Consider the following 26,638-nt stretch of genomic DNA (forward strand, 5'->3'; position numbering starts at 1 on the left):
GTCTACCGGTGAGCAACGGTGACGCTGTGCAGCAGGTGTCGAGGCTCGGCTTCTGGCGTGACCGCCTCGCCTCGGCGCCCAAGGAGCTGCCGCTGCCGGTCGACCGGCCCCACCCCGCGGAGCCCGGCGCCCCGGTGCTGCTCGGCCGGCCGGTGCCCGAGGCCGACGAGCTGACCCTGCTGGCGGCGTTCGCGGTGCTGGTGTCCCGCTATGCGGGAACCGTCGACGTCCTGCTGGGGATCGGCTCGCTGGTGCCGCTGCGGGTGGACCTGGGCGGCTCGCCCGGGTTCGCCGACGTCGTGGCCCGGGTGCGCGAGGCGCGCGAGGAGGCGCTGGCGCACGAGGTGCCCTTCGCCGACCTGGTCGCCGAGCTGGACCCCGAGCCCGGTCGCGGGGGAGCGCTGCTCGTCAACGTCGGCTTCGGCGCCGAAACGGACCTTCCGCTGGACCTGAACCTGACCGCCGGCGGCCTGTACTACCGCGCCGACGTGCTCGACGAGTCCACTGTGGACCGCGTGCTCGGCCACCTGGGGAACCTCCTCGCCGCGGCGGCCGAACGTCCACAGTGGCCGGTCGACCGGCTCCCCCTGATGACCGCGCCGGAACTGCACCGCCTTCTCGAGGACTGGAACGACACGGACTTCGCGGCGCCCCTGGCGACGCTGCCGGAGCTCTTCGCCGCCCGCGTCCACGAGGCACCCGACGCCGTGGCTCTCGTCTTCGAGGACACGGAACTCACCTACGCCGAACTCGACGCCCGCGCGAACCGGCTGGCCCACGTCCTCATCGGCCGGGGCGCCGGTCCCGAGCAGGTCGTCGCGCTCGCCGTGCCGCGCTCGGCCGACATGATCGTCGCCGAGCTGGCCGTGCTCAAGGCCGGGGCCGCCTACCTGCCGCTGGACCCGGACTACCCGGCCGAGCGCATCGCGTTCATGGTCGCCGACGCGCGCCCGGTCTGCGTGGTGACCACCGGCGAACTGGCCGGGCTCTTCGACGGCGACGTCCTGCTCCTCGACGAGATCCGCCTCGACGACGTCCCGGCGACCGACCCGGCCGCGGCGATCGTCCCGGCCAACGCCGCCTACGTCATCTACACCTCCGGCTCCACCGGACGCCCCAAGGGCGTGGTGGTGTCCCACGCGGGGGTCGCGAAGCTCGTCGCGACGCAGTCCGAACGCTTCGGCGTCGGCCCGCACAGCCGGGTGCTGCAGTTCGCGTCGCCGAGCTTCGACGTCGCCTTCTGGGACCTCTGCCTGGGGTTGCTCTCCGGCGGCCGGCTGGTGGTCGTCCCGGCCGAACGCCGGGTGCCCGGCCCCGAGCTGGCCGAATACGCGCACGCCCACGGCGTCGACTTCATGATCCTGCCGCCCGCCCTGCTCGCCGAGTTCCCCGAGGACTGCGACCTGCCGCGGGACAGCGTGCTGCTCGCGGGCACCGAACGCGTGTCGCCGGAGCTGGTGCGGCGGTGGGCGCCGGGGCGGCGGATGTTCAACGCCTACGGCCCGACCGAGGCCACGACCAACTCGACGCTCGGCCTCTGCGACCCGGAGATCGCGCCCGGCTCGGCCGTGCCGATCGGCGTGCCCGACCCCGGCACCCGGGCGTACGTCCTCGACGCGCACCTCGCGCCGGTCCCGGTCGGCGTGGTGGGGGAGCTGTACCTCGCCGGAAGCGGCCTGGCGCGCGGGTATCTCGGGCGGCCGGGGCTGACGGCGGAGCGGTTCGTCGCCGACCCGTTCGGCTCCGGCGGACGGCTGTACCGGACGGGTGACCTGGTCAAGTGGCTGCCGGACGGGCGGCTGGTGTTCCTCGGCCGGGCCGACGACCAGGTCAAGATCCGCGGCTACCGGATCGAGCTGGGCGAGATCGAGTCGGTGCTCGCCGAACACCCGCGGGTCGGCCAGTCGGTCGTCGTCGCGCAAGACGGGCAGCTGATCGCCTACGCCGTGCCGGTTCCCGACCGCGACGAGGCGGCCGAGCAGGGCCACGTCGACGAATGGCACGACGTCCACGAGGAGATGCTCGCCGGCTCCCAGGGCATCGAAGAGAACTTCGCGGGCTGGAACTCCAGCTACGACGGCACCGAGATCCCCCTCGACGAGATGCGAGAGTGGCACGCGGCGACCATCGACCGCATCCGTTCCTTGGCCACCAACGGGGCACTTTCACGTAAAAGTGCCCCGTTGGGGCGGGTGCTGGAGATTGGCGTCGGCAGCGGGCTCATCCTGTCGCGGATCGCCCCGGACGCCGAAACCTACTGGGGCGTCGACCTTTCCGAGAGCGCCGTCGAGAACGTCCGGCGCGAGGTCGCGGCCACGTCCTATGCGGCCAAGGTCCACCTCGCCGCCCGCCCGGCGCACGACCTGGGCGAGCTGCCGGACGAGCCGTTCGACACGGTGATCGTCAACTCCGTCGCCCAGTACTTCCCGAGCGCCGACTACCTCGCCGAAGTCGTGAAGACCGCCGCTTCGCTGCTGGCCCCCGGCGGGACGATCTTCCTCGGCGACATCCGCAACCTGCGTTCGCTGCGGGCCTTCCGCACCGCCGTCGAGCTGCACCGCGGCCGGACCGACGTCGCCGCGGTCGACCAGGCCATCGCCCGCGAAGGCGAGCTGGTCCTCGACCCGGACTTCTTCCCGGCACTGGCCCGCGGCCTCGACGGCTTCGACGACGTCGACCTGTGGGTCAAGCGCGGCCACACGCACAACGAGCTGACCCGGCACCGCTACGACGTCGTGCTGCGGAAGGCACCGCGGCCCGAGCCCGCCGAAGAGCAGGTCGTCGCGTTCGGCGATCTCGGGGCGGTGGAACGGTTCCTGACCGCCGAGACCCCGGACCGGCTGCGGGTCACGGCGATCCCGGACGCGCGGCTGGCCGGCGAGCTGGCCGCGGTCCGCGCCCTCGACACCGGCGACGCCGACGCGGCACTGGCCGCCCTCGGCCACCGCGACGGCGTCGACCCGGAAGAGCTGCACGCCCTCGGCGAGCGGGCCGGCTACCGCGTCGCGGTCACCCTGGCAGCCGACGGCGGCGAGCTGGAGGCGGTCTTCACGCGCCCCAATGTGGCGTTGGGTGCGTTGGACGCACCCAACGCCACATTGGGGCGTTCGGGCGGCCCCGCCTACCGGCCTGTGCGGCAGACCGGCGCGCCCGGCTCGTACGCCAACAACCCCGCCGCCCGGCGGGAAACCGGTGCGCTTGTCGCGTCGCTGCGGGCGCACGTGCGGGACCGGTTGCCGCTGTACATGGTGCCCTCGGCGTTCGTCGTGCTCGACAAGCTGCCCGTGCTCGCCTCCGGCAAGCTGGACCGCAAGGCCCTGCCCAGCCCGGAACGGTTCACCGCCGGGCCCGGCCGTGCGCCGCGCAACCCCGTCGAGCAGCTGCTGTGCGAGATGTTCGCCGACGTCCTGGGTGTCCCGCAGGCCGGACCGGACGACGACTTCTTCGCCCTCGGCGGGCATTCGCTGCTCGCCACCCGGCTGATCCAGCGGATCCGCGCGGCCGTCGGCGCCGAGGTGGGAGTGCGGGCGGTGTTCGACGCCCCGACGCCGGCCGGGCTCGCGGAGCTGCTCGCCGGGGCCGTCACCGGGACCGAACGCCGTCCGCTCACCCGCGTCACCGAGCGGCCGGAGCGGCTGCCGCTGTCGTTCGCGCAGCAGCGGCTGTGGTTCCTGCACGGCCTCGAAGGCGGCTCGGCGACCTACAACGTCCCGCTCGTCATGCGCCTGGCCGGGGAACTCGACGTCGACGCCCTCCGCGAAGCGCTCAACGACGTCGTCGACCGGCACGAGGCACTGCGGACGGTCTTCCCCGTCGTCGACGGCGTCCCGTACCAGCAGATCCTGCCCGAAGGAACCGTCGAACTCGCCGTCCGCGCGGTGTCCGATGTGGACGGCGAGGTGGCCCGGCTGGTCCGTGGCGTGTTCGACCTCGGTGCCGGCGTGCCGGTGCGCGCGGAGCTGCTCTCGGACGGCCCGCGGCGCCACGTGCTGGTCCTCGTCGTGCACCACATCGCCGCCGACGGCTGGTCGCTGTCCCCGCTGTGGCGCGACATCGCCACCGCCTACGGTGCCCGCCTGCGCGGCGAAGCGCCCTCGTGGACGCCGTTGCCGGTGCAGTACGCGGACTACACGCTCTGGCAACGCGACCTCCTGGCCACCGAAGAAGCCGCGCAGCTCGACTACTGGCGCGAAACGCTCGACGGCCTGCCCGACCGCATCGCGCTCCCGCTCGACCGGCCGCACCCGGCGATGTCCGCCTACCGCGGCGGGTTCTTCACCTTCGCCTGGGACGCCGGGCTCCAGGCCGGGCTCGCCGACCTCGCCCGCGCCTGCGGGGCCAGCCCGTTCATGGTCGTGCACGCGGGCCTGACCGCCCTGCTGTCCCGACTCGGCGCCGGCACCGACATCCCGATCGGCACCCCGATCGCCGGCCGCGCCGACGCCGCGCTCGACGACCTCGTCGGATTCTTCGTGAACACGCTGGTCCTGCGCGTGGACACCGGCGGTGACCCGTCTTTCCGCGACCTCGTGGCCCGGGTCCGCGAGCGCAGCCTCGACGCCTACGCCCACCAGGACGTCCCGTTCGAGCGGCTGGTCGAAGCGGTGAACCCGGCCCGGTCGCTGGCGCACCACCCGCTGTTCCAGACCATGCTCGCCTGGCAGAACACCCCCGGCAGCGGCGTCGAGCTGCCCGGCCTGACCGTGACCGAGCAGCCCGTCGGCACCGGCACGGCCAAGTTCGACCTCTGGTTCTCCTTCACCGAGGCGGCCGACGGCCTGCACGGCCAGGCCGAGTTCAACGCCGAGGTGTTCGACAAGGCCACCGTGACCGGTCTCCTCGGCCGCCTGGAAACCCTGCTCCGCCAGGTCGTCGCCGCCCCGGACCGCCGCCTCGGCTCCCTCGACGTGCTGACGGCGGCCGAGCGTGACGGCCTCGAAAAGACCTGGTCAGGCGCGACCCAGGACGTTCCCGCGGTCACCGTGCCCGAGCTGTTCGCCGCCCAGGTCGCCCGCACCCCGGACCACCCCGCGCTGGTCTTCGAGGACGAGGAGCTCACCTACGCCGAACTCGACGCGGTCTCGAACCGCCTCGCCCGGGTGCTGGCCGCGCGCGGCGCCGGGCCGGAACGCGTGGTCGCCTTGGCGCTGCCCCGCTCGACGCACCTGGTCACGGCGATCCTCGCCGTCCTCAAGACGGGCGCGGCCTACCTGCCGCTCGACCCCGGCTACCCGGCCGACCGCATCGCCTTCATGCTCGACGACGCCGACCCGGCGCTGGTGCTGGCCGTCGCGGAGACCGCCGTCCCGGGTGCGCTGCTGCTGGACGACCCCGGCACCCTGGCCGGGATCTCCGCCGAACCCCTGGAGGCCGTGCTCCGGCCGGAAAACCCGGCGTACGTCATCTACACCTCCGGGTCGACCGGACGGCCCAAGGGCGTCGTCGTCCCGCACGCCGGGATCGTCAACCGGCTGCTCTGGATGCAGGACGAATACGGCCTCACGGCCGAAGACCGCGTGCTGCAGAAGACGCCGTCCAGCTTCGACGTCTCGGTGTGGGAGTTCCTCTGGCCGCTGTTCACCGGCGCCACCGAGGTGCTCGCCCGGCCGGACGGGCACAAGGACCCCGCCTACCTCGCCCGGCTGATCCGCGACCGCGGCGTCACGACCGTCCACTTCGTCCCGTCGATGCTCCAGGTCTTCCTCCAGGAACCGGCGGCGGCCGGCTGCACGAGCCTGCGCCGCGTGCTGTGCAGCGGCGAGGCCCTGCCCCTCGACGCCGTCACGCAGTTCGGCCAGGTTCTCGACGCCGAACTGCACAACCTCTACGGCCCGACCGAAGCCTCGGTCGACGTCACGGCCCACCGGACGTCCACGGAGGACACTTCCGTCCCGATCGGACGTCCGGTGTGGAACACCCGCACCTACGTCCTCGACGCCGCCCTGCGCCCGGTCCCGCCGGGCACCCCCGGCGAGCTGTACCTGGCCGGCGTCCAGCTCGCCCGCGGCTACCTCGGCCGGGCCGGGCTCACCGCCGAGCGGTTCGTCGCCGACCCGTTCGGCGCGCCCGGCACCCGGATGTACCGCACCGGCGACCTCGCCCGCTTCCGCCCCGACGGCGTCCTCGAGTTCCTCGGCCGCGGCGACGAGCAGATCAAGATCCGCGGCTTCCGCGTCGAGCCCGGCGAGATCGCCGCGACCCTGGCCGCGCACGACGACGTCGCCCACGCCGTCGTCGTCGCCCGCGAAGACCGCCCCGGCGACGTCCGGCTGGTCGGGTACGTCGTCCCCGCCGACGCCCCCGGCTCGGCCGCGGAGGAGACCGCGCAGGTCGGCGAGTGGCGCGAGCTGTACGACTCGATCTATGCGGGTGACGGCGGCGAGTTCGCCGGCTGGAACTCCAGCTACACCGGCGAGCCGTTCCCGCGCGAAGAGATGCTCGAGTGGCGTGACGCCATCGTCGCCCGGATCCGCGAGCTGCAGCCGCGGCGAGTCCTGGAGATCGGCGTCGGCAGCGGCGTGCTGCTGACCGAGCTGGCCCCGGACTGCGAGGCCTACTGGGGCACGGACTTCTCGGCCGAGGTCGTCGCTTCCCTGGGTGCGCGCGTCGCGGCCGATCCGGCGCTCGCCGGCCGCGTCGAACTGCGCACCGGTGAAGCTGCCGACCTCCACGGCCTGCCGGCGGGGTTCTTCGACACGATCGTGCTCAACTCCGTCGTCCAGTACTTCCCGAGCGGGACGTACCTGCTCGACGTCGTGCGGAAGGCTTTGGCGCTCCTGGCGCCCGGTGGCGCGCTGTTCGTCGGGGACGTCCGCGACCTGCGGCAGGCCCGGGCGTTCCACACCGCCGTGGCCCAGGCCCGCGGCGGCGACGTCGACCAGCTGCTGTTGCGGGAGAAGGAACTCCTCGTCGCGCCGGAGTTCTTCGCCGGTCTCGACGGGGTCGCCGCGGACATCCGGGTCAAGCGCGGCCGCGCCGTCAACGAGCTCAGCCAGTTCCGCTACGACGTCGTCCTGCGCCCCGGTGCCGCCGAGCCGCAGCCGGTGGAAACGCTGACGTGGGGCACCGATGTCTCCACTGTGGAAGAGGTGGTGGCCCGCCGAGGCGGCGGCCCGCGCGTCGAAGGCGTCCCGAACGGGCGGCTCACCGAAGGCGTGAACCCCGAAGACTGGTACGAACTGGGTGCGGTGGTCACCTGGTCCGCGGCCGGCGACGGTTCGGTCGACGTCCTGTTCACCAGTGACGCGGCCGGCGCGTTCCGGCCCGGGCCGGAGGAGATCCTGGCCTACACCGGCAACCCGCGGCGGTCGCGCCGAAGCACCGCGCTTCCGGCGGACCTGCGCACCTTCGCCGCCGAACGGCTGCCGGAGCACATGGTGCCCTCGGCGATCGTCGTCCTCGACGCGCTGCCCGTGACGGCGAACGGCAAGCTCGACCGCCGCGCCCTGCCTGCCCCGGACATGAGCGCGCCGGTCTCGGACCGCGATCCGCGCACGCCGGTGGAACGGCAGCTGTGCGAGCTGTTCGCCGACGTTCTCGGCCTGCCGAAGGTCGGGCCCGACGACAGTTTCTTCGCCCTCGGCGGCCATTCGCTGCTGGCCACCCGGCTGATCGCCCGTGTCCGCACGGCCTTGGGAGCCGAACTGGAGGTGCGGGCGGTCTTCGAGACGCCGACCCCGGCGGGCCTGGCCGGAGTGCTCGCCACCGCCCGCGGCACCGCGCGGCCGCCGCTGGTCGCCACGCGCCGTCCGGACTTCGTCCCGCTGTCCGGCGCCCAGCAGCGGCTGTGGTTCCTGCACCACCTCGAAGGGCCGTCGGCGACCTACAACGTCCCGCTGATCATGCGTCTCGAAGGCGACCTCGACGCCGAAGCGCTGCGCCTGGCGCTGTCGGACGTGGTCGCCCGCCACGAGGCCCTGCGCACCCGGTTCCCGCAGCGGGACGGGGTGCCCTACCAGGACATCCTTCCGGTCGGCGAGATCGACCTGCCCGTGCGTGAGGTCGCCGATCCCGACGCGGCCCTCACCGGGTTGGTCCGCGGGTCGTTCGACTTGGAAGAGCATGCGCCGATGCGTGCGGAACTGCTGCGGGTGGGGGCCCGCGAGCACGTCTTCGCGCTGGTGTTCCACCACATCGCCTCCGACGGCTGGTCGATGGCCCCGCTGTGGCGCGACATCGCCACGGCCTACGCCGCCCGCCGATCCGGCGAGACTCCACAGTGGACGCCGCTGCCGGTGCAGTACGCGGACTACACGCTGTGGCAACAGGACCTGCTGGGCCGCGAAGACGACCCGGACAGCGTGCTGAGCGAGCAACTGGACTACTGGCGGACGGTCCTCGACGGCCTGCCGGACCGGATCGAGCTGCCCCTGGACCGGCCGCACCCGGCGACCGCGACGTTCCGCGGCGAGCTGCACACGTTCACCTGGGACGCCGGGCTCCACGCGCGGCTCGCCGAGCTGGCCCGCGAGAGCGGCGCCAGCGTGTTCATGGTCGTCCACGCGGCCCTCGCCGCCCTGCTCACCCGCCTCGGCGCGGGCACCGACGTGCCCATCGGCTCGCCCATCGCCGGCCGCACCGACGCCGCGCTCGACGACCTCGTCGGCTTCTTCGTCAACACCCTGGTCCTGCGCGTGGACACCGGCGGCGAGCCGACGTTCCGCGAGCTGCTCGCCCGGGTCCGCGAGCGCAACCTCGACGCCTACGCCCACCAGGACGTGCCGTTCGAGCGGCTGGTCGAGGTGCTCAACCCGGCGCGGTCGCTGTCCTACCACCCGCTGTTCCAGGTGATGATCGCCGGGCAGAACAACGCCCGCGCCGAGGTGACCCTGCCCGGCCTCGCCGTCAGCGAGATCCCGGTGACCACCGGGACGTCGAAGTTCGACCTGTCGATCTCGCTGACCGAGCGCGACACCGGGATCGCCGGCGTCCTGGAGTTCAACGGCGACGTCTTCGACCACGCGAGCGCGAACGCGATCCTGCACCGCCTCGAAGTGCTGCTGCGGGCGGCCCTGGCCGAGCCCGACCGCCCGGTCGGCGCCCTGGATCTCCTCGAAGGGGACGAGCGGGACCGGGTGCTCACCGCGTGGGCCGGATCCGGAGACCCGGCGGGCACCGAGACGTTCCCCGGGATGTTCGCCCGCCGCGTCGCCGAGGCCCCCGACGCGGTGGCGCTCGTGTTCGAGGACGTCGAGCTGACCTACGCCGAGGTGAACGCCCGCGCCAACCGGCTCGCGCACCTGCTGCTTTCCCGCGGCGCCGGGCCGGAGCGGGTCGTCGCGCTCGCCGTGCCGAGGTCGCTCGACATGATCGTCGCCGAGCTGGCGGTGCTCAAGGCCGGTGCCGCGTACCTGCCGATCGACGTCGACTACCCGGGCGACCGGATCGCCTACATGGTCGAGGACGCCGGCCCGGTCTGCGTCGTGACGACCCGGGACGTCGAGGCGAAGCTGCCCGCGGCCCTGCCCCGGGTCCTCCTCGACGATGCCGCGCTCGCCAAGATGTCCACAGTGGACCCCGAAGTGGACATCGCGCCGGAGAACGCGGCGTACGTGATCTACACGTCCGGCTCGTCCGGACGGCCCAAGGGCGTCGTCCTCCAGCACTCCGGCGTCGCCAAGCTGGTCGCCACCCAGGTCGAACGCTTCGGCGTCGGCCCGCACAGCCGGGTGCTGCAGTTCGCGTCGCCGAGCTTCGACGTCGCCTTCTGGGACCTCTGCCTCGGCCTGCTCTCCGGCGGCCGCCTGGTCGTGGTCCCGGCCGAGCGGCGGGTCGCGGGCCCGGCGCTCACCGAGTACGCGCACGCCCACGGCGTCGACTTCATGATCCTGCCGCCCGCCCTGCTCGACGCCATGCCGGCGGACCTCGACCTGCCGCGCGACAGCGTGCTGCTCGCGGGCACCGAACGCGTGTCGCCGGAACTCGTGCGCCGCTGGGCGCCGGGCCGGCGGATGTTCAACGCCTACGGCCCGACCGAGGCGACCACCAACTCCACGCTCGGCGAGAGCGACCCGGCCGAGCTGGCGGACGCGACGGTCGTCCCCATCGGCATCCCCGACCCCGGCACCCGGGCCTACGTCCTCGACGCCGGCCTGCGGCCGGTCCCGCCCGGCGTGGTGGGGGAGCTGTACCTCGCGGGCTCCGGCCTGGCGCGGGGATACCTCGGCCGTCCGGGCTTGACCGCGGAGCGGTTCGTGGCGGACCCGTTCGCCTCGGGCGGGCGCCTCTACCGCACGGGTGACCTGGTCAAGTGGCTGCCGGACGGCCGGCTGGTGTTCCTCGGCCGGGCCGACGACCAGGTCAAGATCCGCGGCTACCGGATCGAGCTGGGCGAGATCGAATCCGTGCTCGCCGAGCACCCGGCCGTCGGGCAGTCCGTCGTCGTCGCCCAGGACGGGCGGCTCATCGCCTACGCCGTGCCCGCGGCCGGGCGCGACGAAGAAGCGGAACTGGACCACGTCGGCGAGTGGCGCGAACTGCACGAGAACGTGTTCACCGAAGCCGCGTCCGGCGGCCTGGAAGAGAACTTCACCGGCTGGAACTCCAGCTACGACGGCACCGAGATCCCCCTCGACGAGATGCGAGAGTGGCACGCGGCGACCATCGACCGCATCCGTTCCTTGGCCACCAACGGGGCACTTTCACGTAAAAGTGCCCCGTTGGGGCGGGTGCTGGAGATCGGCGTCGGCAGCGGGCTCGTCCTGTCGCGGATCGCTCCGGACGCCGAGGAGTACTGGGGCGTCGACCTGTCCGAGAAGGCCATCGCCAACCTGCGGCGCGAACTCGCGGCGACGCCGCTGGCGAGCAAGGTCCACCTGGCCGCGCGGCCCGCCCACGACCTGGGCGAGCTGCCGGAGTTCGACACGGTGATCGTCAACTCGGTCGCCCAGTACTTCCCGAGCGTCGGCTACCTCGCCGAGGTCATCCGCACGGCCGCGGCGCACGTCCGGCCCGGCGGGGTGATCTTCCTCGGCGACATCCGCAACCTCCGCTCGCTGCGGGCGTTCCGGACCGCGACCGAGCTGCGCCACGGCCGCGCCGACGTCGCCGCGGTCGACCAGGCCATCGCCCGCGAAGGCGAGCTCGTCCTGGACCCGGACTTCTTCCGGGCCCTGGATCTCGACGGCTTCGACGACGTCGACCTGTGGGTCAAGCGCGGTCACGCCCACAACGAGCTGACCCGGCACCGCTACGACGTCGTCCTGCGCAAGGCGCCGCGCCCCGACACCCCCGAAGAACTGGTCGTCGCCCTCGACGACCTGGACGGGGCCTTGGCGGCCCGCCCGGCCCGGCTGCGCGTCACCGGCGTGCCCAACGCCCGGCTGTCCGGGGAACTCGCCGCCGTCACGGCACTGGCCGCGGGCGACGCCGAGACGGCACTGTCCTCGTTGGAGGATCGGTCCGGGGTGGACCCCGAGACGCTGCACGACCTCGGCGAGCGGCACGGCTACCGCGTCTACGCGACACTCACCGCGGACGAGGGCGCGTTGGAATTCGTGTTCACGACTGGAGAGCCGCAGCGGATCCACCGCGGCCGTCCGGTCCGGGCCGCCCTCGAAGCGCTGGGCAACCACCCGGCCGGGCAGCGGGACACGAGCGCGCTGGTGGCGGCGCTGCGGGCACACGTCCGCGACCGGCTGCCGCAGTACATGGTGCCCTCGGCGTTCGTGATCCTCGACCGGCTCCCGCTGCTGGCGTCGGGCAAGCTGGACCGGCGCGCCCTGCCGAGCCCGGACAAGCAGGCGGTCACCGCCGGCCGGGCCCCGCGCACCCCGGTCGAAGAGGTCCTCTGCGGGCTCTTCGCCGAGGTCCTCGACACGTCGTCGATCGGTGTCGACGACGACTTCTTCGCCCTCGGCGGGCACTCGCTGATGGCGACCCGCCTGGTCGCCCGGCTGCGCGCGGTCTTCGGCGTCGAACTGCAGGTGCGGTCGGTGTTCGAGACGCCGACGGTCGCCGGGCTGGCCGCCCTGCTCGCCACGTCCGGCTCGGCGCCGGCCCGGCCGGCGCTGGTGCGCGCCGACCCGCCGCCGGAGGTGCTGCCGCTGTCGTTCGCCCAGCAACGGCTGTGGTTCCTGCACCGGCTGGAAGGCCCGTCGGCGACGTACAACATGCCGTCGGCGGTCCGGTTGACCGGCACTCTCGACGTCGACGCGCTGCGCACGGCGCTCGCCGACGTCGTCGAGCGCCACGAAGCCCTGCGCACGGTCTTCCCGGAGATCGACGGGGAGGCCCGGCAGCTCGTCCTCGCCGACGTCACCATCCCGCTGCCCGTGCGGACGGTCACCGAGGCCACGCTCGCCGACGCCGTGTCGGCAGCGGCGGGCACGGTGTTCGAGCTGGAGTCGGAGCTCCCGCTGCGCGCGGAACTGCTCCGCCTCGGCGCCCGCGAGCACGTGCTGGTGCTGGTGTTCCACCACATCGCCTCGGACGGCTGGTCGACCGCGCCGCTGTGGCGGGACCTCGCGACGGCCTACACCGCCCGGCAGGCCGGCGAAGCTCCCCAGTGGACGCCGTTGCCGGTGCAGTACGCGGACTACACGCTGTGGCAGCGGGACGTCCTCGGCGAGCCGGTGATCGAACCGCAGCTGGCCTACTGGCGCGAAGCCCTCGCCGGCCTGCCCGAGCGGATCGAGCTGCCCACCGACCGGCCGCACCCGGCGGAAGCGTCCTACCGCGGCGAGCAGTTCGCCTTCGGCTGGGACGCCGAGCTCCACAGTGGACTCGTCGAGCTGGCGCGCGCCTGCGGGGCCAGCGTGTTCATGGTCGTGCACGCCGGCCTCACCGCGGTGCTCAGCCGGCTCGGCGCGGGCACCGACATCCCGCTCGGCACCTCCATCGCCGGTCGCACCGACGCCGCGCTCGACGACCTCGTCGGGTTCTTCGTCAACACCCTGGTGCTGCGCGTGGACACCGGCGGTGACCCGTCGTTCCGCGACCTCGTGGCCCGGGTGCGGGACCGCAGCCTCGACGCCTACGCCCATCAGGACGTCCCGTTCGAGCGCCTGGTCGAAGCACTCAACCCGGTGCGGTCGCTGGCGTACCACCCGCTGTTCCAGACGATGCTGGCCTGGCAGAACAACGCCGTCGCCGACCTCGCCCTGCCGGGTCTCGCCGTGGCGGAGGAGCCGGTCCGCACCGGCACCGCCCGCGCCGACCTGACGTTCTTCGTCGGCGAGCGGCCCGGCCACCGGACCGGGATCCGCGGCACGGCCGAGTACAACAGCGACGTCTTCGACCGCACGACCGTCGAGGCGATCCTGGAGCGGCTCCGGACGCTCCTGGCCGCCGTCGTCGCCGACCCCGACACGAGGATCGGCGCCGTCGACCTGCTCACCGCGGCCGAACGCGACCTGCTCGCCGCCGACCCCGCGACGCCGCTGCCCGCGGAGACGACGGCCGAGCTGTTCGCGGCCCAGGTCGCGCGGACACCGGACGCGCTCGCCCTGGCCTTCGGCGCCGAGCGGCTGACCTACGCCGAGCTGGACGCGCGGGCCGCGGCCCTGGCCCGGGCACTGCTCGCGCGGGGTGCCGGGCCGGAACGCGTGGTCGCGGTCGCGCTGCCGCGGTCGGTGGATCTGGTCGTCGCCCTCTTGGCGGTGCTCAAGACCGGTGCCGCGTACCTGCCCCTCGACCGCAACCACCCGGCCGACCGCATCGAGCTGATGCTCACCGACGCGGCCCCGCACCTGGTCATCGCCGAAGACGGCCTCCGCTCGGGGGTCGTGAGTGGTAAGGCGGGTTCTAAACCGCCTTACCACTCACGACCAGCCTCAGCAGACGACCTGGCGTACGTGATCTTCACGTCCGGCTCCACCGGCCGCCCGAAGGCGGTCGCCGGTACTCAGCGCGCGCTGGCCAACCGGCTGCACTGGGGCCGGGACATCGCGCAAGGCGTGCGTGTCGCGAAGAGTGCGCTGACGTTCATCGACGGCTCGACCGAACTGCTCGGCGGTCTCGTCGCCGGCGACCCGGTGGTCCTCGCCGACGACACGACGGCCACCGACCCCCTGGCACTGGCCGCCTTCGTCCGCGAGACCGGTGCCCAGGTGCTCACGGTGGTCCCGAGCCTCCTCGACACCTTCGCCGAGGACGCCCCGGCCGGCGCGTTCGACTCGGTCACCACGTGGATCACCAGCGGCGAACCGCTGTCCGAGGCCCTGGCGGAGAAGGTCGCCGCCCGATGGCCGTCGGCGAAGCTGGTCAACCTCTACGGCTGCTCGGAGGTCGCGGGGGACAGCCTCGCCCAGGTCTGCGGCCCGGTGGCGATCGGGCGGCCGGTCGCGAACACCCGCGCGTACGTCCTCGACGCCGGGTTGCGGCCGGTGCCGCCGGGAGTCCGTGGCGAGCTGTACCTCGCCGGTGCCGGGCTGGCGCGGGGCTACCTCGGCCGGCCTGCGCTCACCGCCGAACGGTTCGTCGCTTCGCCGTTCGAGCCGGGGGAGCGGATGTACCGCACCGGCGACCTCGTCCGCCGCCGCGCCGACGGAACCCTGGAGTTCCTCGGCCGCGCCGACCAGCAGATCAAGATCCGCGGGTTCCGCGTCGAACCCGGCGAGGTCGAAGCCGCGCTGACGGCCGACGCCTCGGTGACGCGGGCGGCCGTGATCGCCCGCGAGAACCGGCTGATCGCCTACGTGGCACCGGCCGGTGACCCGGTCGCGCTGCGGGCGTCGCTCGCCGCGCGGCTGCCGGAGTACCTGGTGCCGTCGGCGATCGTGGTGCTCGACGCGCTGCCGGTGAACGCCAACGGCAAGCTCGACCGCGCCGCCCTGCCCGACCCGGAGGTGCGCGCGTCCGGACGGCTCGCGCGGACCCCGGCCGAGCAGGCGCTGTGCGAGCTGTTCGCCGACGTCCTCGGCGTCCCGGCGGTGGGGCCGGACGACGGGTTCTTCACCCTCGGCGGGCACTCGCTGCTGGCCACGCGGCTGGTCAGCCGGATCCGCGCGCTGCTCGGCGTCGAGGTGCCGATCCGGGCCGTGTTCGACGCCCCGACCCCGGCGCGGCTCGCCGAAGCCCTCGATCCCGGGCGGGGCCGCCGTCCGGCGCTGGTCCCGGCGCAGCGGCCGGACGTCCTGCCGCTGTCGTTCGCGCAGCAGCGGCTGTGGTTCCTCGACCGCCTCGACGGCCTGAACGCGACCTACAACATCCCGTGGGCGTGGGAACTGACCGGCCCGGTCGACGTCGACGCGTTGCAGGCCGCGGTGGGTGACGTCGTGGCGCGCCACGAGGTCCTCCGCACCCTGCTGGTCGAAGAGCAGGGCACGCCGCGGCAGGTCGTGCTCGACGACGCTCGCCCGGTGCTCGTCACCGAAACCGTGGCCGAAGCCGACCTCGACGAGCGCGTCACGGCGGCGGCGTCGTACTGCTTCACCCTCGACGCCGAGATCCCGATCCGGGCCACCCTCGTCTCGGCCGGGCCGGAGCGGCACGTCCTGGTCCTGCTGGTGCACCACATCGCGGGCGACGGCTGGTCGCTGCCGCCGCTGAAGCGCGACCTCGACACCGCCTACGCCGCCCGGCTGCGCGGTGAGCGTCCACAGTGGACGCCGTTGCCGGTGCAGTACGCGGACTACACGCTGTGGCAGCGGGAGATGTTCGGCCGCGCCGACGACCCGGACAGCGTGCTGGGCCGCCAGGCGGCGTTCTGGCGGGACACCCTCGCCGGGATCCCCGACGAGCTGGCCCTCCCGGCCGACCGGCCGCGGCCCGCACGGTCGACGAACCGCGGCGCCGCCGTCCCGTTCACCGTGCCCGTGTCCGTCCACACCGGACTGCGGAACCTGGCCCAGCGCAGCAACACCAGCACGTTCATGGTCCTGCAGGCGGCCCTGGCCGCGTTGCTGACCCGGCTCGGCGCGGGCACCGACATCCCCCTCGGGACACCGGTGGCCGGCCGCTCCGACCACGCTCTGGAAGACCTCGCCGGGTTCTTCGTCAACACCCTCGTCCTGCGGACCGACACCGGCGGCGACCCGACGTTCCGCGAGCTGCTGGCGCGCGTCCGGGAGGCCGACCTGGCCGCGTACGCCCACCAGGACCTGCCGTTCGAGCACCTCGTCGAGCTGCTCAACCCACCGCGGTCGCTGTCCCGGCACCCGCTGTTCCAGGTCATGCTCGCGGTCTACCACTCGGGATCCGAGCCGGAACGGCTGCTCGGGCTCGACGCGGCCTACCGCGACACGGGGCTGCGGCAGGCGAAGTTCGACCTGTCGTTCGACCTGGTCGAAACGACCGAGGGCATCGACGGCGACCTCGAATACAGTCTCGACCTCTTCGACGAGCCGACCGCCCGGACGCTCACCGAGCGCCTGGTCCGGGTGCTGGCGGCGGTCGTCGCGGACCCGGACCGGCCGCTGAGCCGGCTCGACGTCCTCGACGCCGTCGAGCGGGACCGGATCCTGCGCGAGTGGGGTGCCGGGGCGCCGCTGACGCTCGCCGCCCCGACGGTCGTCGACCGGCTGGCCGCCCAGGTGGCGGCGACCCCGGACGCGACCGCGCTGAGCGACGCTTCGTCGAGTGTCACGTTCGCGGAGTTCGCCGCGCGGACCGACCGCCTCGCCCGGTGGCTGGCCTCGCAGGGCGCGGGGCCGGAGAAGGTCGTGGCGCTCGTGCTGCCGCGGTCGGCGGCCGTCGTCGAAGCGATCTTCGGTGTGTTCAAGGCGGGAGCGGCGTACCTGCCGGTGGACCCGGACCAGCCGGCGGACCGGATCGCGGCGATCCTCGCCGACTCGGGGGCGTCTCTGGTGCTCACCAGCCGCTCGCTGGCTTCGGTCGTGCCCGGCGCGTTGTGCGTCGAGGACATTATGGACAGTGACGCCGCACTTGTCTCTCCGTCACCGGCGAACCCGGCGTACGTGCTGTACACGTCGGGCTCGACGGGCAAGCCGAAGGGTGTCGTCATCCCGCACTCCGGGCTGGTGAACCTGTTCCACAGCCACCGCGAGACGCTGTACCGCCCGGCCGTCGCCGCGGCGGGCGGGCGGCGGCTGCGGGTCGGGCACGCGTGGGCGTTCTTCTTCGACGCCTCCTGGCAGCCGCAGCTGTGGCTGCTCGACGGGCACGAGGTGCACGTCGTCGACGACGACACCCGCCGCGACCCGGCGCGGCTGGCGGCGGTGGTGCGCGAGCGCGAACTCGACTTCCTCGAGCTCACGCCGTCGCACTTCGCGCAGCTGGCCGCGGCCGGGGTGATCGCGGACGGCCGGTGCGCCCTCGGCGTGGTCGGCGTCGGCGGGGAAGCCGTGTCGCAGCCGCTGTGGGAGACGCTGTCCTCGATGCCGGGCACGGAGGCGTACAACCTCTACGGGCCCACCGAGGCCACAGTGGACGCGCTGGTCGGCCGCTTCGGCGACGCCGACCGGCCGGTGGTCGGGCGGCCGGTGCACAACACGCGGGCGTACGTCCTCGACGGCGGCCTGTCACCGGTCCCGGCCGGGGTGCCGGGCGAGCTGTACCTGGCCGGTGCCGGGCTGGCCCGCGGCTACCACGGGCGGCCGGCGCTCACCGCCGAGCGGTTCGTCGCCTCGCCGTTCGAACCGGGGGAGCGGATGTACCGCACCGGCGACCTCGTGCGGTGGCGGCCGGACGGGCAGCTGGAGTACCTCGGCCGCACCGACGACCAGGTCAAGATCCGCGGCTTCCGGATCGAGCCGGGCGAGATCGAGACGGCGCTGGCCCGGCACGACGACGTCGACGAGGCGCTCGTCGTCGTCCGGGACGAGCGGCTGGTCGCCTATCCGACTCCGGCGACCGCCGACCCGGCAGCCCTGCGGGAGTTCCTCGCCCGGTCGCTGCCGGCGTACATGGTACCCGCGGCGATCGTGCCCCTGGACGCGTTCCCGGTGACACCCAACGGGAAGCTGGACCGGGCCGCGTTGCCGGCGCCCGAGTTCGCCACCCGCGGCCGGGCCCCGGAAACGGCCACGGAGAAGGCTCTCTGCGAGATCTTCGCGGAGGTGCTGGACGTCGCCGCCGTGGGCGCCGACGACGACCTGTTCACCCTCGGCGGCCATTCGATGCTGCTGGTGGTCCTGCGCAACCGGATCACCGAGCGGCTCGGGACCGAGCTGGCGATCGCCGAGTTCTTCCGTACCCCCACCGCGGCCGGGCTGGCCGCGCTGTTGACCCGAGACACGGAGTAGACGTGCAGCGCACCTTGATGAACGCCAAGATCCACCGCGCCACCGTGACGCAGGCCGACCTGCACTACGTCGGCTCGCTGACCATCGACGCGGACCTGATGGCCGCCGCGGACATCGTCGAGGGGGAGAAGGTCCAGGTCGTCGACATCACCAACGGCGCCCGGCTGGAGACCTACGCCATCACCGGCGAGCCGGGGTCGGGCGTGATCGGCGTCAACGGCGCGGCCGCGCACCTCGTGCACCCCGGCGACCTCGTCATCATCATCACCTACGCCCAGGTGGAGGAGGCCGAGCGCGCCGGGCACCGGCCGCGGGTGGTGCACGTGGACGCGGACAACCGGCAGGTCCACCTGGGACACGACCCGGCCGAGCCGGTGCCCGGAGCCGTGGCGCAGCTGTCCGGCCGGGGTGGGCGCTGACACAGTTGCTTTTGACAGGCTTACCTAAATAAGGTGTGCCTAAGTTGATGGTCTGTCGAGAGGGTCTCATGTCCGTGTTCGAAGCTGCCGGGCTCAGCCGGCGTGGATTCCTGATCGGGGCGGGTGGCCTCGCCGCCGCCGCGGCGCTCACCGCGTGCAGCAGCGGCGACAAGCCGGCGGCGAGTTCTTCGGGCCCGTGGGAGTTCACCGACGACCGCGGTCAGAAGGCCTCGCGCGACCAGCGTCCGGCGCGGGTGGTGGCCTACGCCAGCTCGGCCGCCGCGCTCTGGGACTACGGCGTCCGCCCGGTCGGCGTGTTCGGCCCGCAGAAGACCGCCGACGGCGGCAAGGAGATCCAGGCCGGCAACATCGACCTGAACGCCGTCACCTCGATCGGCAACGCCTGGGACGACTTCAGCATGGAGAAGTTCGCCGCGCTGAAGCCGGACCTGGTCGTCACCGGCCTGACCGGCACCAAGCCGACGGACCTGTGGGTGCTCACCGACGACCTCGGCCCTAAGGTCCAGCAGGTCGCGCCGATCGTCGCGCTCTCGGAGTACAAGGTCACGCTGCCCAAGGTGATCGAGCGCTACTCGCAGCTGGCCGTCGCACTGGGCGGCGACGCGAACTCCGACACCATGAAGCAGGCCAAGGCGGACTTCGACAAGGCGTCCGAGGACCTGCGCGCGGCGGCGAAGGAGAAGGCCGGCCTCAAGGTCCTGGTGCTCTACGGCGACAAGGACGGCCTGTACATCGCGAAGCCGGACTACTTCGCCGACCTCGCGTACTACCGCGAGCTCGGCCTGGACATCGTCTCCGGCGGCGGCAGCGAGGACTACTGGGAGCAGCTGTCCTGGGAGCAGGCGGGCAAGTACCCGGCCGACCTGATCCTGACGGACTCGCGTTCGTACGCCTTGCCGCGGGCCCAGATGACGCAGTTCCCGACGTGGAACCAGCTGCCCGCGGTCAAGGCCAACCAGCTCGGCGACTGGTCGGCCGAGCCGCGCTTCAACCACCTGCTCGCCACGCCGGTCATCCAGAAGCTGACCGCGCTGGTGAAGGGTGCCCGCACGGACATCACCGCCTGAGGAGGCCTGTCGTGACCAACCCGTTCGAAGACCCCGCCGGGACGTACCTGGTGCTGGTCAACGCCGAGAACCAGCACAGCCTGTGGCCGGAGTCCGCGGAGGTCCCGGCCGGCTGGACGGTCGCCTTCGGCCCGTCGTCCCGCCAGGACTGCCTGGACCACGTGGAAGCGAACTGGACGGACATGCGCCCGAAGTCCCTGGCCGACGCCATGGACGCCTGACCCACCTCCCGCACGACACGCCGGAAGCCTTCGGGCTTCCGGCGTGTCGTCTTTCCAGACACGCGTGTCGTCCTTCCAGTCACGTGAGATCGCCCCTCAATCACACGAGTTCCGCCTTCAAGCACGCGAGTTCCGTGCCGGATCACGCGACTTTCGCTTACCTGGCCGGACGACTCGCGTGCTTGGAGAGTCGACACGCGTGATTGGGGAGTCGACACGCGTGATTGGGGAGTCGACACGGGTCAGGCGCGCTGGCCCGACCACGCCGCCCAGAGCTTCGCGTACTGGCCACCGGCGGCGACCAGGTCGTCGTGGGTGCCGGACTCCACGACCGTCCCCGCGTCCAGGACCACGATCCGGTCGGACGCCGCCGCCTGGGTGAGGCGGTGCGCCACCACCAGGGCCGTGCGTCCCTCCAGGGCCGCCGCGGCCGCCGCTTCCAGGACCTTCGAGCCCGCGCTGCCCGCTTCCGCCGTGGCTTCGTCGAGGATCGCGATCGGCGGGTCGGCCAGCACCAGCCGGACCAGGGCCAGCTGCTGCGCCTGCGTCACCGTGAGCTGGTGACCGCCTTCGCCGACCACGGTGGCCAATCCGGAAGGCAGCGACGACGCCCAGGTCAGCGCGCCCACCTTGGCCAGCGCCTTCCGCAGTTCGGCGTCCGTCGCCGACGGGCGGGCGAGCCGCAGGTCGTCGGCCAGCGTCCCCGCGAACACGTGGACCTCCTGGCTGATCAGCCCCACCGTCCGGCGCGTGCCCTCGGGACCCAGCTCGTCGAGCGCCACGCCGCCGAGGGTCACCGAACCCGTGTCCGGACGGTGGATGCCGGCGATCAGCTTGGCCAGCGTCGTCTTCCCGGCCCCGCTCGCGCCGACCAGCGCCACCCGCTCGCCGGGGGCGACCCCGAGGTCGACGTCGCGCAGCACCGGGTGACCGTCCACATAGGAGTAGGTGATCCCCGCGGTCTTCACCGACGCGTCCCCCGGCCGGGCCGGCCGCGCGGGCGACGCCTCGGCCGGCAGGTCGGCGACGCCGATCAGCCGCGCGAGGCTGGCCGCGGCCGCCTGGGCGTCGTCGACCAGCGCCAGCGCCGTCGTGATCGGCCCGAACAGGCTGTGGAAGTACAGTGCTGCCGCCGTCGCGACGCCGACCGAGACCGCGTCCGCGCCCACCAGCACGAACCCCAGCGCCAGCACCGCCGACAGCCCCACGAACTCCGCGAGGTTCAGCCGCGCGTAGAACCGCGTCACAAGCCGGATTCCCTGCAGGGCCAGCGAAACGGCGGCCTCGGACCGCTCGCGCACCCGCGCCAGGTGGGTATCCGCAAGCCGGAACGCGCGGACCGTCTTCGCGCCGCCGATGGTGTCCAGCAGCTGCTGCTGTTGCGTCCCGACCGCCTCGCGCTGGGCGGCGTACAACGGCTTCGCGCGCGGCACGTACCAGCGCACGGTCCACAGCTGGATCGGCACGGCCAGCAGCGCGGCCAGCAGGAACCGCCAGTCGAGCACGGCCAGCGCGCCGAGCGTCAGCACGACCGTCAGCACCGACCGGCCCAGCTCGGGCAGCGCCTGCCGGACACCCTCGGCGACGACCGAGACGTCGTTCGTCACGCGGGCGGTGAGGTCGCCGGACCCGGCGCGCTCCAGCTGTTCGAGCGGCAGGCCGAGGGCGCGCTCGACGAAACGCTCGCGCAGCTCGGCCAGGATCGTCTCGCCCAGCCGCGCGACCAGCGACACGCCGATCGCCGTCGCCACCGCCTGCGCCACCGCGACCAGCACGAGCCCCACCACCGGCGGCACGAGCTCGGTGGCCGGACGGCGCGTGGCGACCAGGTCGACGACCCGGCCGAGCAGGGGAGCGGTCAGCAGGCCGATCGCGGTGGCCGCGACGAGCATCGTGGCCGCGGCCGCCGCCCGGCCCTTCGCCCGGCCGACGAGCTCGCCGACGACGGCGCGGATCCGCCGCCCGTCGGCCAGGGGGAGGAGTTCGCGGGTCATGACAGCACCGCCGCTCGGTAGTCGGGACGGCCGGCCAGCTCGGCGTGGCTGCCTTCGCCCGTGATCCGCCCGTCGTCGAGCAGGACGACGCGGTCGGTGGCGGCCAGCAGCGCCGGGCTGGTGGTGACGAGGATCGTGGTGCGGCCGCGCCGCAGCTCGGCGAGGCCCGCGGCGATCCGGGCCTCGGTGACCGTGTCGACGGCGGTCGTCGGGTCGTGCAGCACCAGCACCGGCGCGTCGGCGGCCAGTGCCCTGGCGAGCGCGACCCGCTGCCGCTGCCCGCCCGAAAGCGACCGCCCGCGTTCGGTGACGGCGGTCGCGACGCCGTCGGGCAGCGCGGTGGCCACCTCGTCGACGGCGGCCGCGGAAATCGCCTCGGCCGTCTTCGGCCCGGTCTCGATGTTCTCGGCGACCGTCCCGGCGAACAGGTCGGCGTCGTGCGCGGCGACCAGCACCACCTCGCGCACCCGGCTCGGGTCCACAGTGGACAGGTCGACCGAGTCGACCGACACCGAGCCGCTCGCGGGGTCGGCGGCGCGCCCGAGGCAGTCGAGCAGGTCCGTCGCGGCGGCCGGGTCGGTGGCGACGACGCCGAGCAGCTCGCCCGGGCGCGCTTCGAAAGCGACGTCACGCAGGGCGCCGCGGTTCAGCGCGGACAGCTTGACGTGCCCGGCCGCCGGCACCGGCAGCGTCGCGTCGCCGCCGTCGACGGCCGGGGGAGCGTTGAGCACGTCGGCGATGCGCGCGGCCGAGGCCCGGCCCTGCGCGAGCTCGCCGTTGACCCACGAGAAGATCGTGAACGGCGTGATCAGGTACTGCGCGAGCCCGACCGCGGCGACCAGGTCGCCGACGCTGATGTCGCCCGCGGCGGCGAGGTTGCCGCCGACCAACGCGACCACGGCGATGAAGATGCCGGTGAGCGCCAGCAGTGCGCCGTTGTGCCAGGCCTGGGCGCGGGCCGCGCGCAGGGTCGCGCGCAGCGAGTCCTGGCTGGTCCGGCGGTAGCGGTCGACGGCGGCGCGTTCGGCGCCGACGCCCTTGAGGACGCGCAGCCCGGCGACGAGGTCGGTGGCGACCCCGGAGGCGAACGCGGAGCGCTCCTGCTCGGCCTCGCTGCGGCGCTCGAGGGGCTTGCCGATCAGGTGCGCCAGGTACAGCATCGGCGGCGTGCCGAGCAGCACCAGCAGACCGAGCGGCAGCGACATGGTGAGCAGCGCGACCGCGCTGACCAGCAGCCCGGCCAGGCCGGCGAACCCGAAGGGCAGCACGCCGTTGACGGTGCCGACGCGCTTGGCGTCCGACGTCCCGATGCTGACCAGCTCGCCGGCGAGGGTGCCGGAGCCGCCCACCCCGCCGGGGTGCAGCACGCGGCGTCCGACGTCGAGGCGGAGGTCGTGGGCCGCGCGCTCGGCGGCGCGTTCGCCGAAGCGGGCGCCGAGGCGGTAGCTGGTCGACAGCGCGGCGAAGAGCACGGCCAGCACCACCAGCCAGACCAGCAGCGTGCCGACCGAGCCGCCCGCGACGGCCTGGTCGATGACCACGCCGATGACGACCGGAACCAGGGCCTCGCCGCCTTGGTGGCTCGAGGTCAGCAGCGCGGCGAGCGCCACCGATCGTCGTTGCCCGGCGATCGACCGGCGGAGGACTTCCCGTCCCGTCGTGCTCACCCGCGCCTCCCTCTCCAGAGCTGGGATAGGTAAGGCTAGTCTAAGTAAAGAAATTACGGGAAGACGGTCGGCTTCGTCTCAGTTCGCGGCTCGGTCGCCGGCTCGCCGAACCGGGCCAGCGCGAGTGCGGCGGCCACGGCGAGCGCGAACCCGGCGACGGCGACGACCGCGAAGCCGGGCCGGGTGCGGTCGCCGAGCGCCAGCACGCCGACCAGCGAGGGGAAGATTGTCTCGCCGAGCACCATCATCGCGGTCGAGGTCGTGACGCTCCCGCGCTGCAGCGCCGTCGCGTAGAACAGCATGGCCATCGCGCCGGCGATCGCGACGGTGTAGGTCGCGAGGTCGGTGAGCAGGTCGAGCGGCGCGAGGCTGGGGATGATCCGGCCGGCGATGGCGACGACGCCGAAGCACAGGCCGGCGACGAGCCCGAGCGCCGGCGTCCGGATCCGGCGGCTCGCCCTGCCGGCGGCGATCCCGGCCACGGCGAGGACGGCGACCACGCCGACGAGCGCCAGCCGGAACCCGAGCCCGACGGGGTCCGACCCTTCGCTTTCGGCGGCGGCGCCGAGCAGGGCGAGCCCGGCACAGACGACGCCGACGGCCACCCACTCCCTCTTCCCGAGCCGCACACCGAGGAACCGCGCGGCGACGGCCGTGACGGCGAGACTGGCGGCGAGCGCGGCCTGCACGACGAAGAGCGGCAGCACGTGCAGGGCGGCGATCTGCGCGACGAACCCGAGGACGTCGAGCGAAAGGCCGAGCACGAACTTCCACTGCCCGAGCACGCGGACCAGCAGTTTCGGATCGACACCGTCGCGGCCGGTGTCGGTGGCTCGCGCGGCGACCGACTGCATCACCGAAGCCACGCCGTACGCGCATGCCGCGCCCAGGGCGCAGAGCAGTCCCCACCACATGCTGATCACTGTATTCGCCGTCCCGGTTTTGTCGGACCCGTGCGGTACGGTGCGGCCATGTCGAACACGAGTTCGAAGACGCACCGCCAGTGGCCCGCCCCGCTGGCGGCCGACGAGCTGCGTCTGCTGCTGGATTTCCTGCAGTTCCTCCGCGCAACGGCGGTGAACAAGCTGGCGGGGTTGTCGTTGTCGCAGGCGTCGGCGACGCCGTTGCCGGCGTCGCCACGGATGAGCGCACTGGGCGTGGTGAAGCACCTGACGGCGGTGGAGCGCTGGTGGCTGTCGATCGAGGCGGGCGGGGCGGACCTGCCATCGCTGTGGGCGGGCAGCCCGGACCCGAGCTGGAACGTGGGCCCGGAGGACACCCCGGCGTCGGTGGTGGCGGCGTACAAGGCGGAGTGGGGGCGGGTGGAGAAGGCGCTGCGTGGGTTGGGCCCCGACGACCGGACACGGCGGCGCGCGGAGTTCACCGTTCGGTGGGTCGTCGCGCATGTCGTGCAGGAGACGGCGCGGCACGTGGGGCACCTGGACGTGCTGCGGGAACTGGCCGACGGGGAGGTGGGTGAGTGACGGCACGGTGAGGCGGTGGCGGTGGGTGGGCGAAGGGAGGGGAGTGAGCTTCCCCCCGTTCGCCGGACACGGCGGGTGTGGGGTCAGGCCGGCGCGTCTGGTGGCCGGTTGAGGGCCTCAAACGTGGCGGGGCTGTGCATCCCGATCTTGGAGTGTCTCCGTTTCGGGTTGTGCCAACACACTATCCATTCGAATATCGCGTTGGCAAGTTCGTCGCGGGTTTTCCAGGTTTTCGAGTCGAGAAGTTCGAGCTGGAGGGTTCCCCAAAACGATTCCATCATGGCGTTGTCGTAGCAGTCACCGACGGTGCCCATGGAGGCGAGCAGGCCTGCGGCGCGGAGGCGTTGCCCGAATGCCCACGAGGTGTATTGCGATCCGTGGTCGGAATGCAGGATGGTTTTTCTGCCGTCGGGTTGGCGGCGGAGAATGGCCATGCCGAGGGCGTCGGTAACCAGTTCGGTGCGCATATGGTCGGCGATGGACCAGCCGATGATGAGCCGGGAATAGGCGTCCATCACGGCGGCGCAGTAGACGCGGCCTTCCTCGGTGGGGTGTTCGGTGATGTCGGTGATCCACAACCGGTCTGGGGCGTCGGCGGTGAACCGGCGGTTGACCAGGTCGGCACGGGGTTGCCCGGCCGGGTCGCGGACCGTGGTGACATGCCGCCGGCGACGGTAGAGGCCCTGGATGCCGGCTTCGCGCATGAGCCGCTCGACCCGTTTGAGGTTGACCGGCATCCCCAGACCGAGCCGCAATTCGGCGTGCACCCGCGGCGAACCATAGGTGCCGCGGGAATCGGCGTGGATCTGTTCGATGTGTTTCAGTAACAGCGCGTTCTCCTCCTCTCGAGCCGAGGCCGGCCGGTCGCGCCATTCGTAATAGCCGGAGCGGGACACGTTCAATACCCGGCAGGCCACCGCGACGTCGATACCGTCGGCGGCGAGCTCATGGACCAGCGGGAAGGTTACTTTGGGAGGATGTTCTCCCGCGCGAAGTACGCCGCCGCGCGTTTGAGGATCTCGTTCTCCATCTCCAGCTGCCGGTTCTTGCGGCGCAGCTCGGCGAGTTCCTTCTTTTCCGCGCTGGTCAACCGGGTGGCTGAGCCGTTGGTGTCGGCGTCGGCCTGGGCCATCCAGTTGCGCAGGCAGGACTCGCTGATGCCCAGTTCCTTGGCCAGCGCGGCGACCGGTTTGTCGCCCAGGCGGGCCAGCTCGACGGCACGCTGACGGAACTCAGGCGGGTGTGGTGCAGGCATCGGAACATCCTCCCTGGTGACCGGCGGTCACCTCAGGTCAGGTGTCCGGACAACCGGGGGAAGCTCAGAGAGGGAGAGGCTGCGGCCTGGGTCGGGCGTCGGTTGGTGGGTTCGGCTGGGGTTCTGTGGTGGCCTGGGGTGCGCGTCGGCTGGTGGCTTGGGCCTGGGTTCTGTGGTGGCGTGGGGCTGGTGGTCTCGGCCGGGTTCTGCGGCAGCCCGGCTCGGGCATCCGTTTGGTGGCTTCGGCTGGGTCCCGTGGCGGCTCGGTCGCGCATCGGCTGGTGGCCTTGGCCGGGATGCCGCGGCGGTTCGGATCGCGCAGCTCCGGCCGAGGTCCCGCGGCCGCGTGGGTGGGCCAGGCGAGCAC

Annotated in this window: 9 protein-coding genes; 5 read left to right on the top strand and 4 right to left on the bottom strand. The window is 73.1% G+C overall.

What is annotated here, in order from left to right; translation table 11 throughout:
- Positions 1–8 precede the first annotated feature (8 nt).
- From BLW76_RS24135 to BLW76_RS24150, 4 genes are all read left to right on the top strand, one after another.
- Positions 9–18,143, top strand: a complete 18,135-nt coding sequence (locus BLW76_RS24135; protein WP_091311218.1) for a non-ribosomal peptide synthetase — start codon at positions 9–11, stop codon at positions 18,141–18,143.
- A gap of 2 nt (positions 18,144–18,145) precedes the next feature.
- Positions 18,146–18,562: an aspartate 1-decarboxylase gene (gene panD, locus BLW76_RS24140; protein ID WP_091311220.1), complete on the top strand. Its 417-nt coding sequence runs from the start codon at positions 18,146–18,148 to the stop codon at positions 18,560–18,562.
- A gap of 68 nt (positions 18,563–18,630) precedes the next feature.
- Positions 18,631–19,650, top strand: coding sequence for an ABC transporter substrate-binding protein (locus BLW76_RS24145; RefSeq protein WP_091311222.1), 1,020 nt, complete (start codon positions 18,631–18,633; stop codon positions 19,648–19,650).
- Between the two features lie 11 nt (positions 19,651–19,661).
- On the top strand, positions 19,662–19,871 hold the full coding sequence (locus BLW76_RS24150) for an MbtH family protein (protein ID WP_091311224.1): 210 nt from the start codon (positions 19,662–19,664) through the stop codon (positions 19,869–19,871).
- A gap of 242 nt (positions 19,872–20,113) precedes the next feature.
- Here the strand turns inward: BLW76_RS24150 and BLW76_RS24155 are convergent, their stop codons facing one another.
- Genes BLW76_RS24155 through BLW76_RS24165 form a run of 3 tightly spaced genes read right to left on the bottom strand, consistent with a single transcriptional unit; the run spans position 20,114 to position 24,446 of the window.
- On the bottom strand, positions 20,114–21,865 hold the full coding sequence (locus BLW76_RS24155; protein WP_091311226.1) for an ABC transporter ATP-binding protein: 1,752 nt from the start codon (positions 21,863–21,865) through the stop codon (positions 20,114–20,116).
- Complete coding sequence (locus tag BLW76_RS24160; protein ID WP_091311228.1) at positions 21,862–23,532, bottom strand: ABC transporter ATP-binding protein; 1,671 nt, start codon at positions 23,530–23,532, stop codon at positions 21,862–21,864. Before BLW76_RS24160 ends, BLW76_RS24155 begins: the two co-directional genes overlap by 4 nt.
- A 53-nt stretch (positions 23,533–23,585) precedes the next feature.
- Positions 23,586–24,446, bottom strand: a complete 861-nt coding sequence (locus BLW76_RS24165; protein ID WP_167384713.1) for a DMT family protein — start codon at positions 24,444–24,446, stop codon at positions 23,586–23,588.
- A gap of 57 nt (positions 24,447–24,503) precedes the next feature.
- Here BLW76_RS24165 and BLW76_RS24170 point away from each other — a divergent pair, with 57 nt between their 5' ends.
- Positions 24,504–25,016, top strand: coding sequence for a DinB family protein (locus tag BLW76_RS24170; protein ID WP_167384714.1), 513 nt, complete (start codon positions 24,504–24,506; stop codon positions 25,014–25,016).
- An 83-nt stretch (positions 25,017–25,099) separates the two neighbouring features.
- Here BLW76_RS24170 and BLW76_RS24175 read toward each other — a convergent pair.
- Positions 25,100–26,271, bottom strand: a protein-coding gene (locus tag BLW76_RS24175; protein WP_425266017.1) for an IS3 family transposase whose coding sequence is annotated in 2 segments (ribosomal slippage) — positions 25,100–25,983 and positions 25,983–26,271 — 1,173 coding nt in all. Because the reading frame shifts where the segments join, the coding sequence is not laid out codon by codon here.
- Between the last annotated feature and the right edge of the window lie 367 nt (positions 26,272–26,638).

The organism is Amycolatopsis tolypomycina (assembly GCF_900105945.1).
Taxonomy (GTDB): Bacteria; Actinomycetota; Actinomycetes; order Mycobacteriales; family Pseudonocardiaceae; genus Amycolatopsis; species Amycolatopsis tolypomycina.

What these genes read in the sequence shown, in the direction of transcription:
- BLW76_RS24145 (WP_091311222.1), top strand. Translation starts at nt 18,631, where the DNA reads ATGTCCGTGTTCGAAGCTGCCGGGCTCAGCCGGCGTGGATTCCTGATC.
- BLW76_RS24155 (WP_091311226.1), bottom strand. Translation starts at nt 21,865, where the DNA reads ATGACCCGCGAACTCCTCCCCCTGGCCGACGGGCGGCGGATCCGCGCC.
- BLW76_RS24165 (WP_167384713.1), bottom strand. Translation starts at nt 24,446, where the DNA reads ATGTGGTGGGGACTGCTCTGCGCCCTGGGCGCGGCATGCGCGTACGGC.
- BLW76_RS24170 (WP_167384714.1), top strand. Translation starts at nt 24,504, where the DNA reads ATGTCGAACACGAGTTCGAAGACGCACCGCCAGTGGCCCGCCCCGCTG.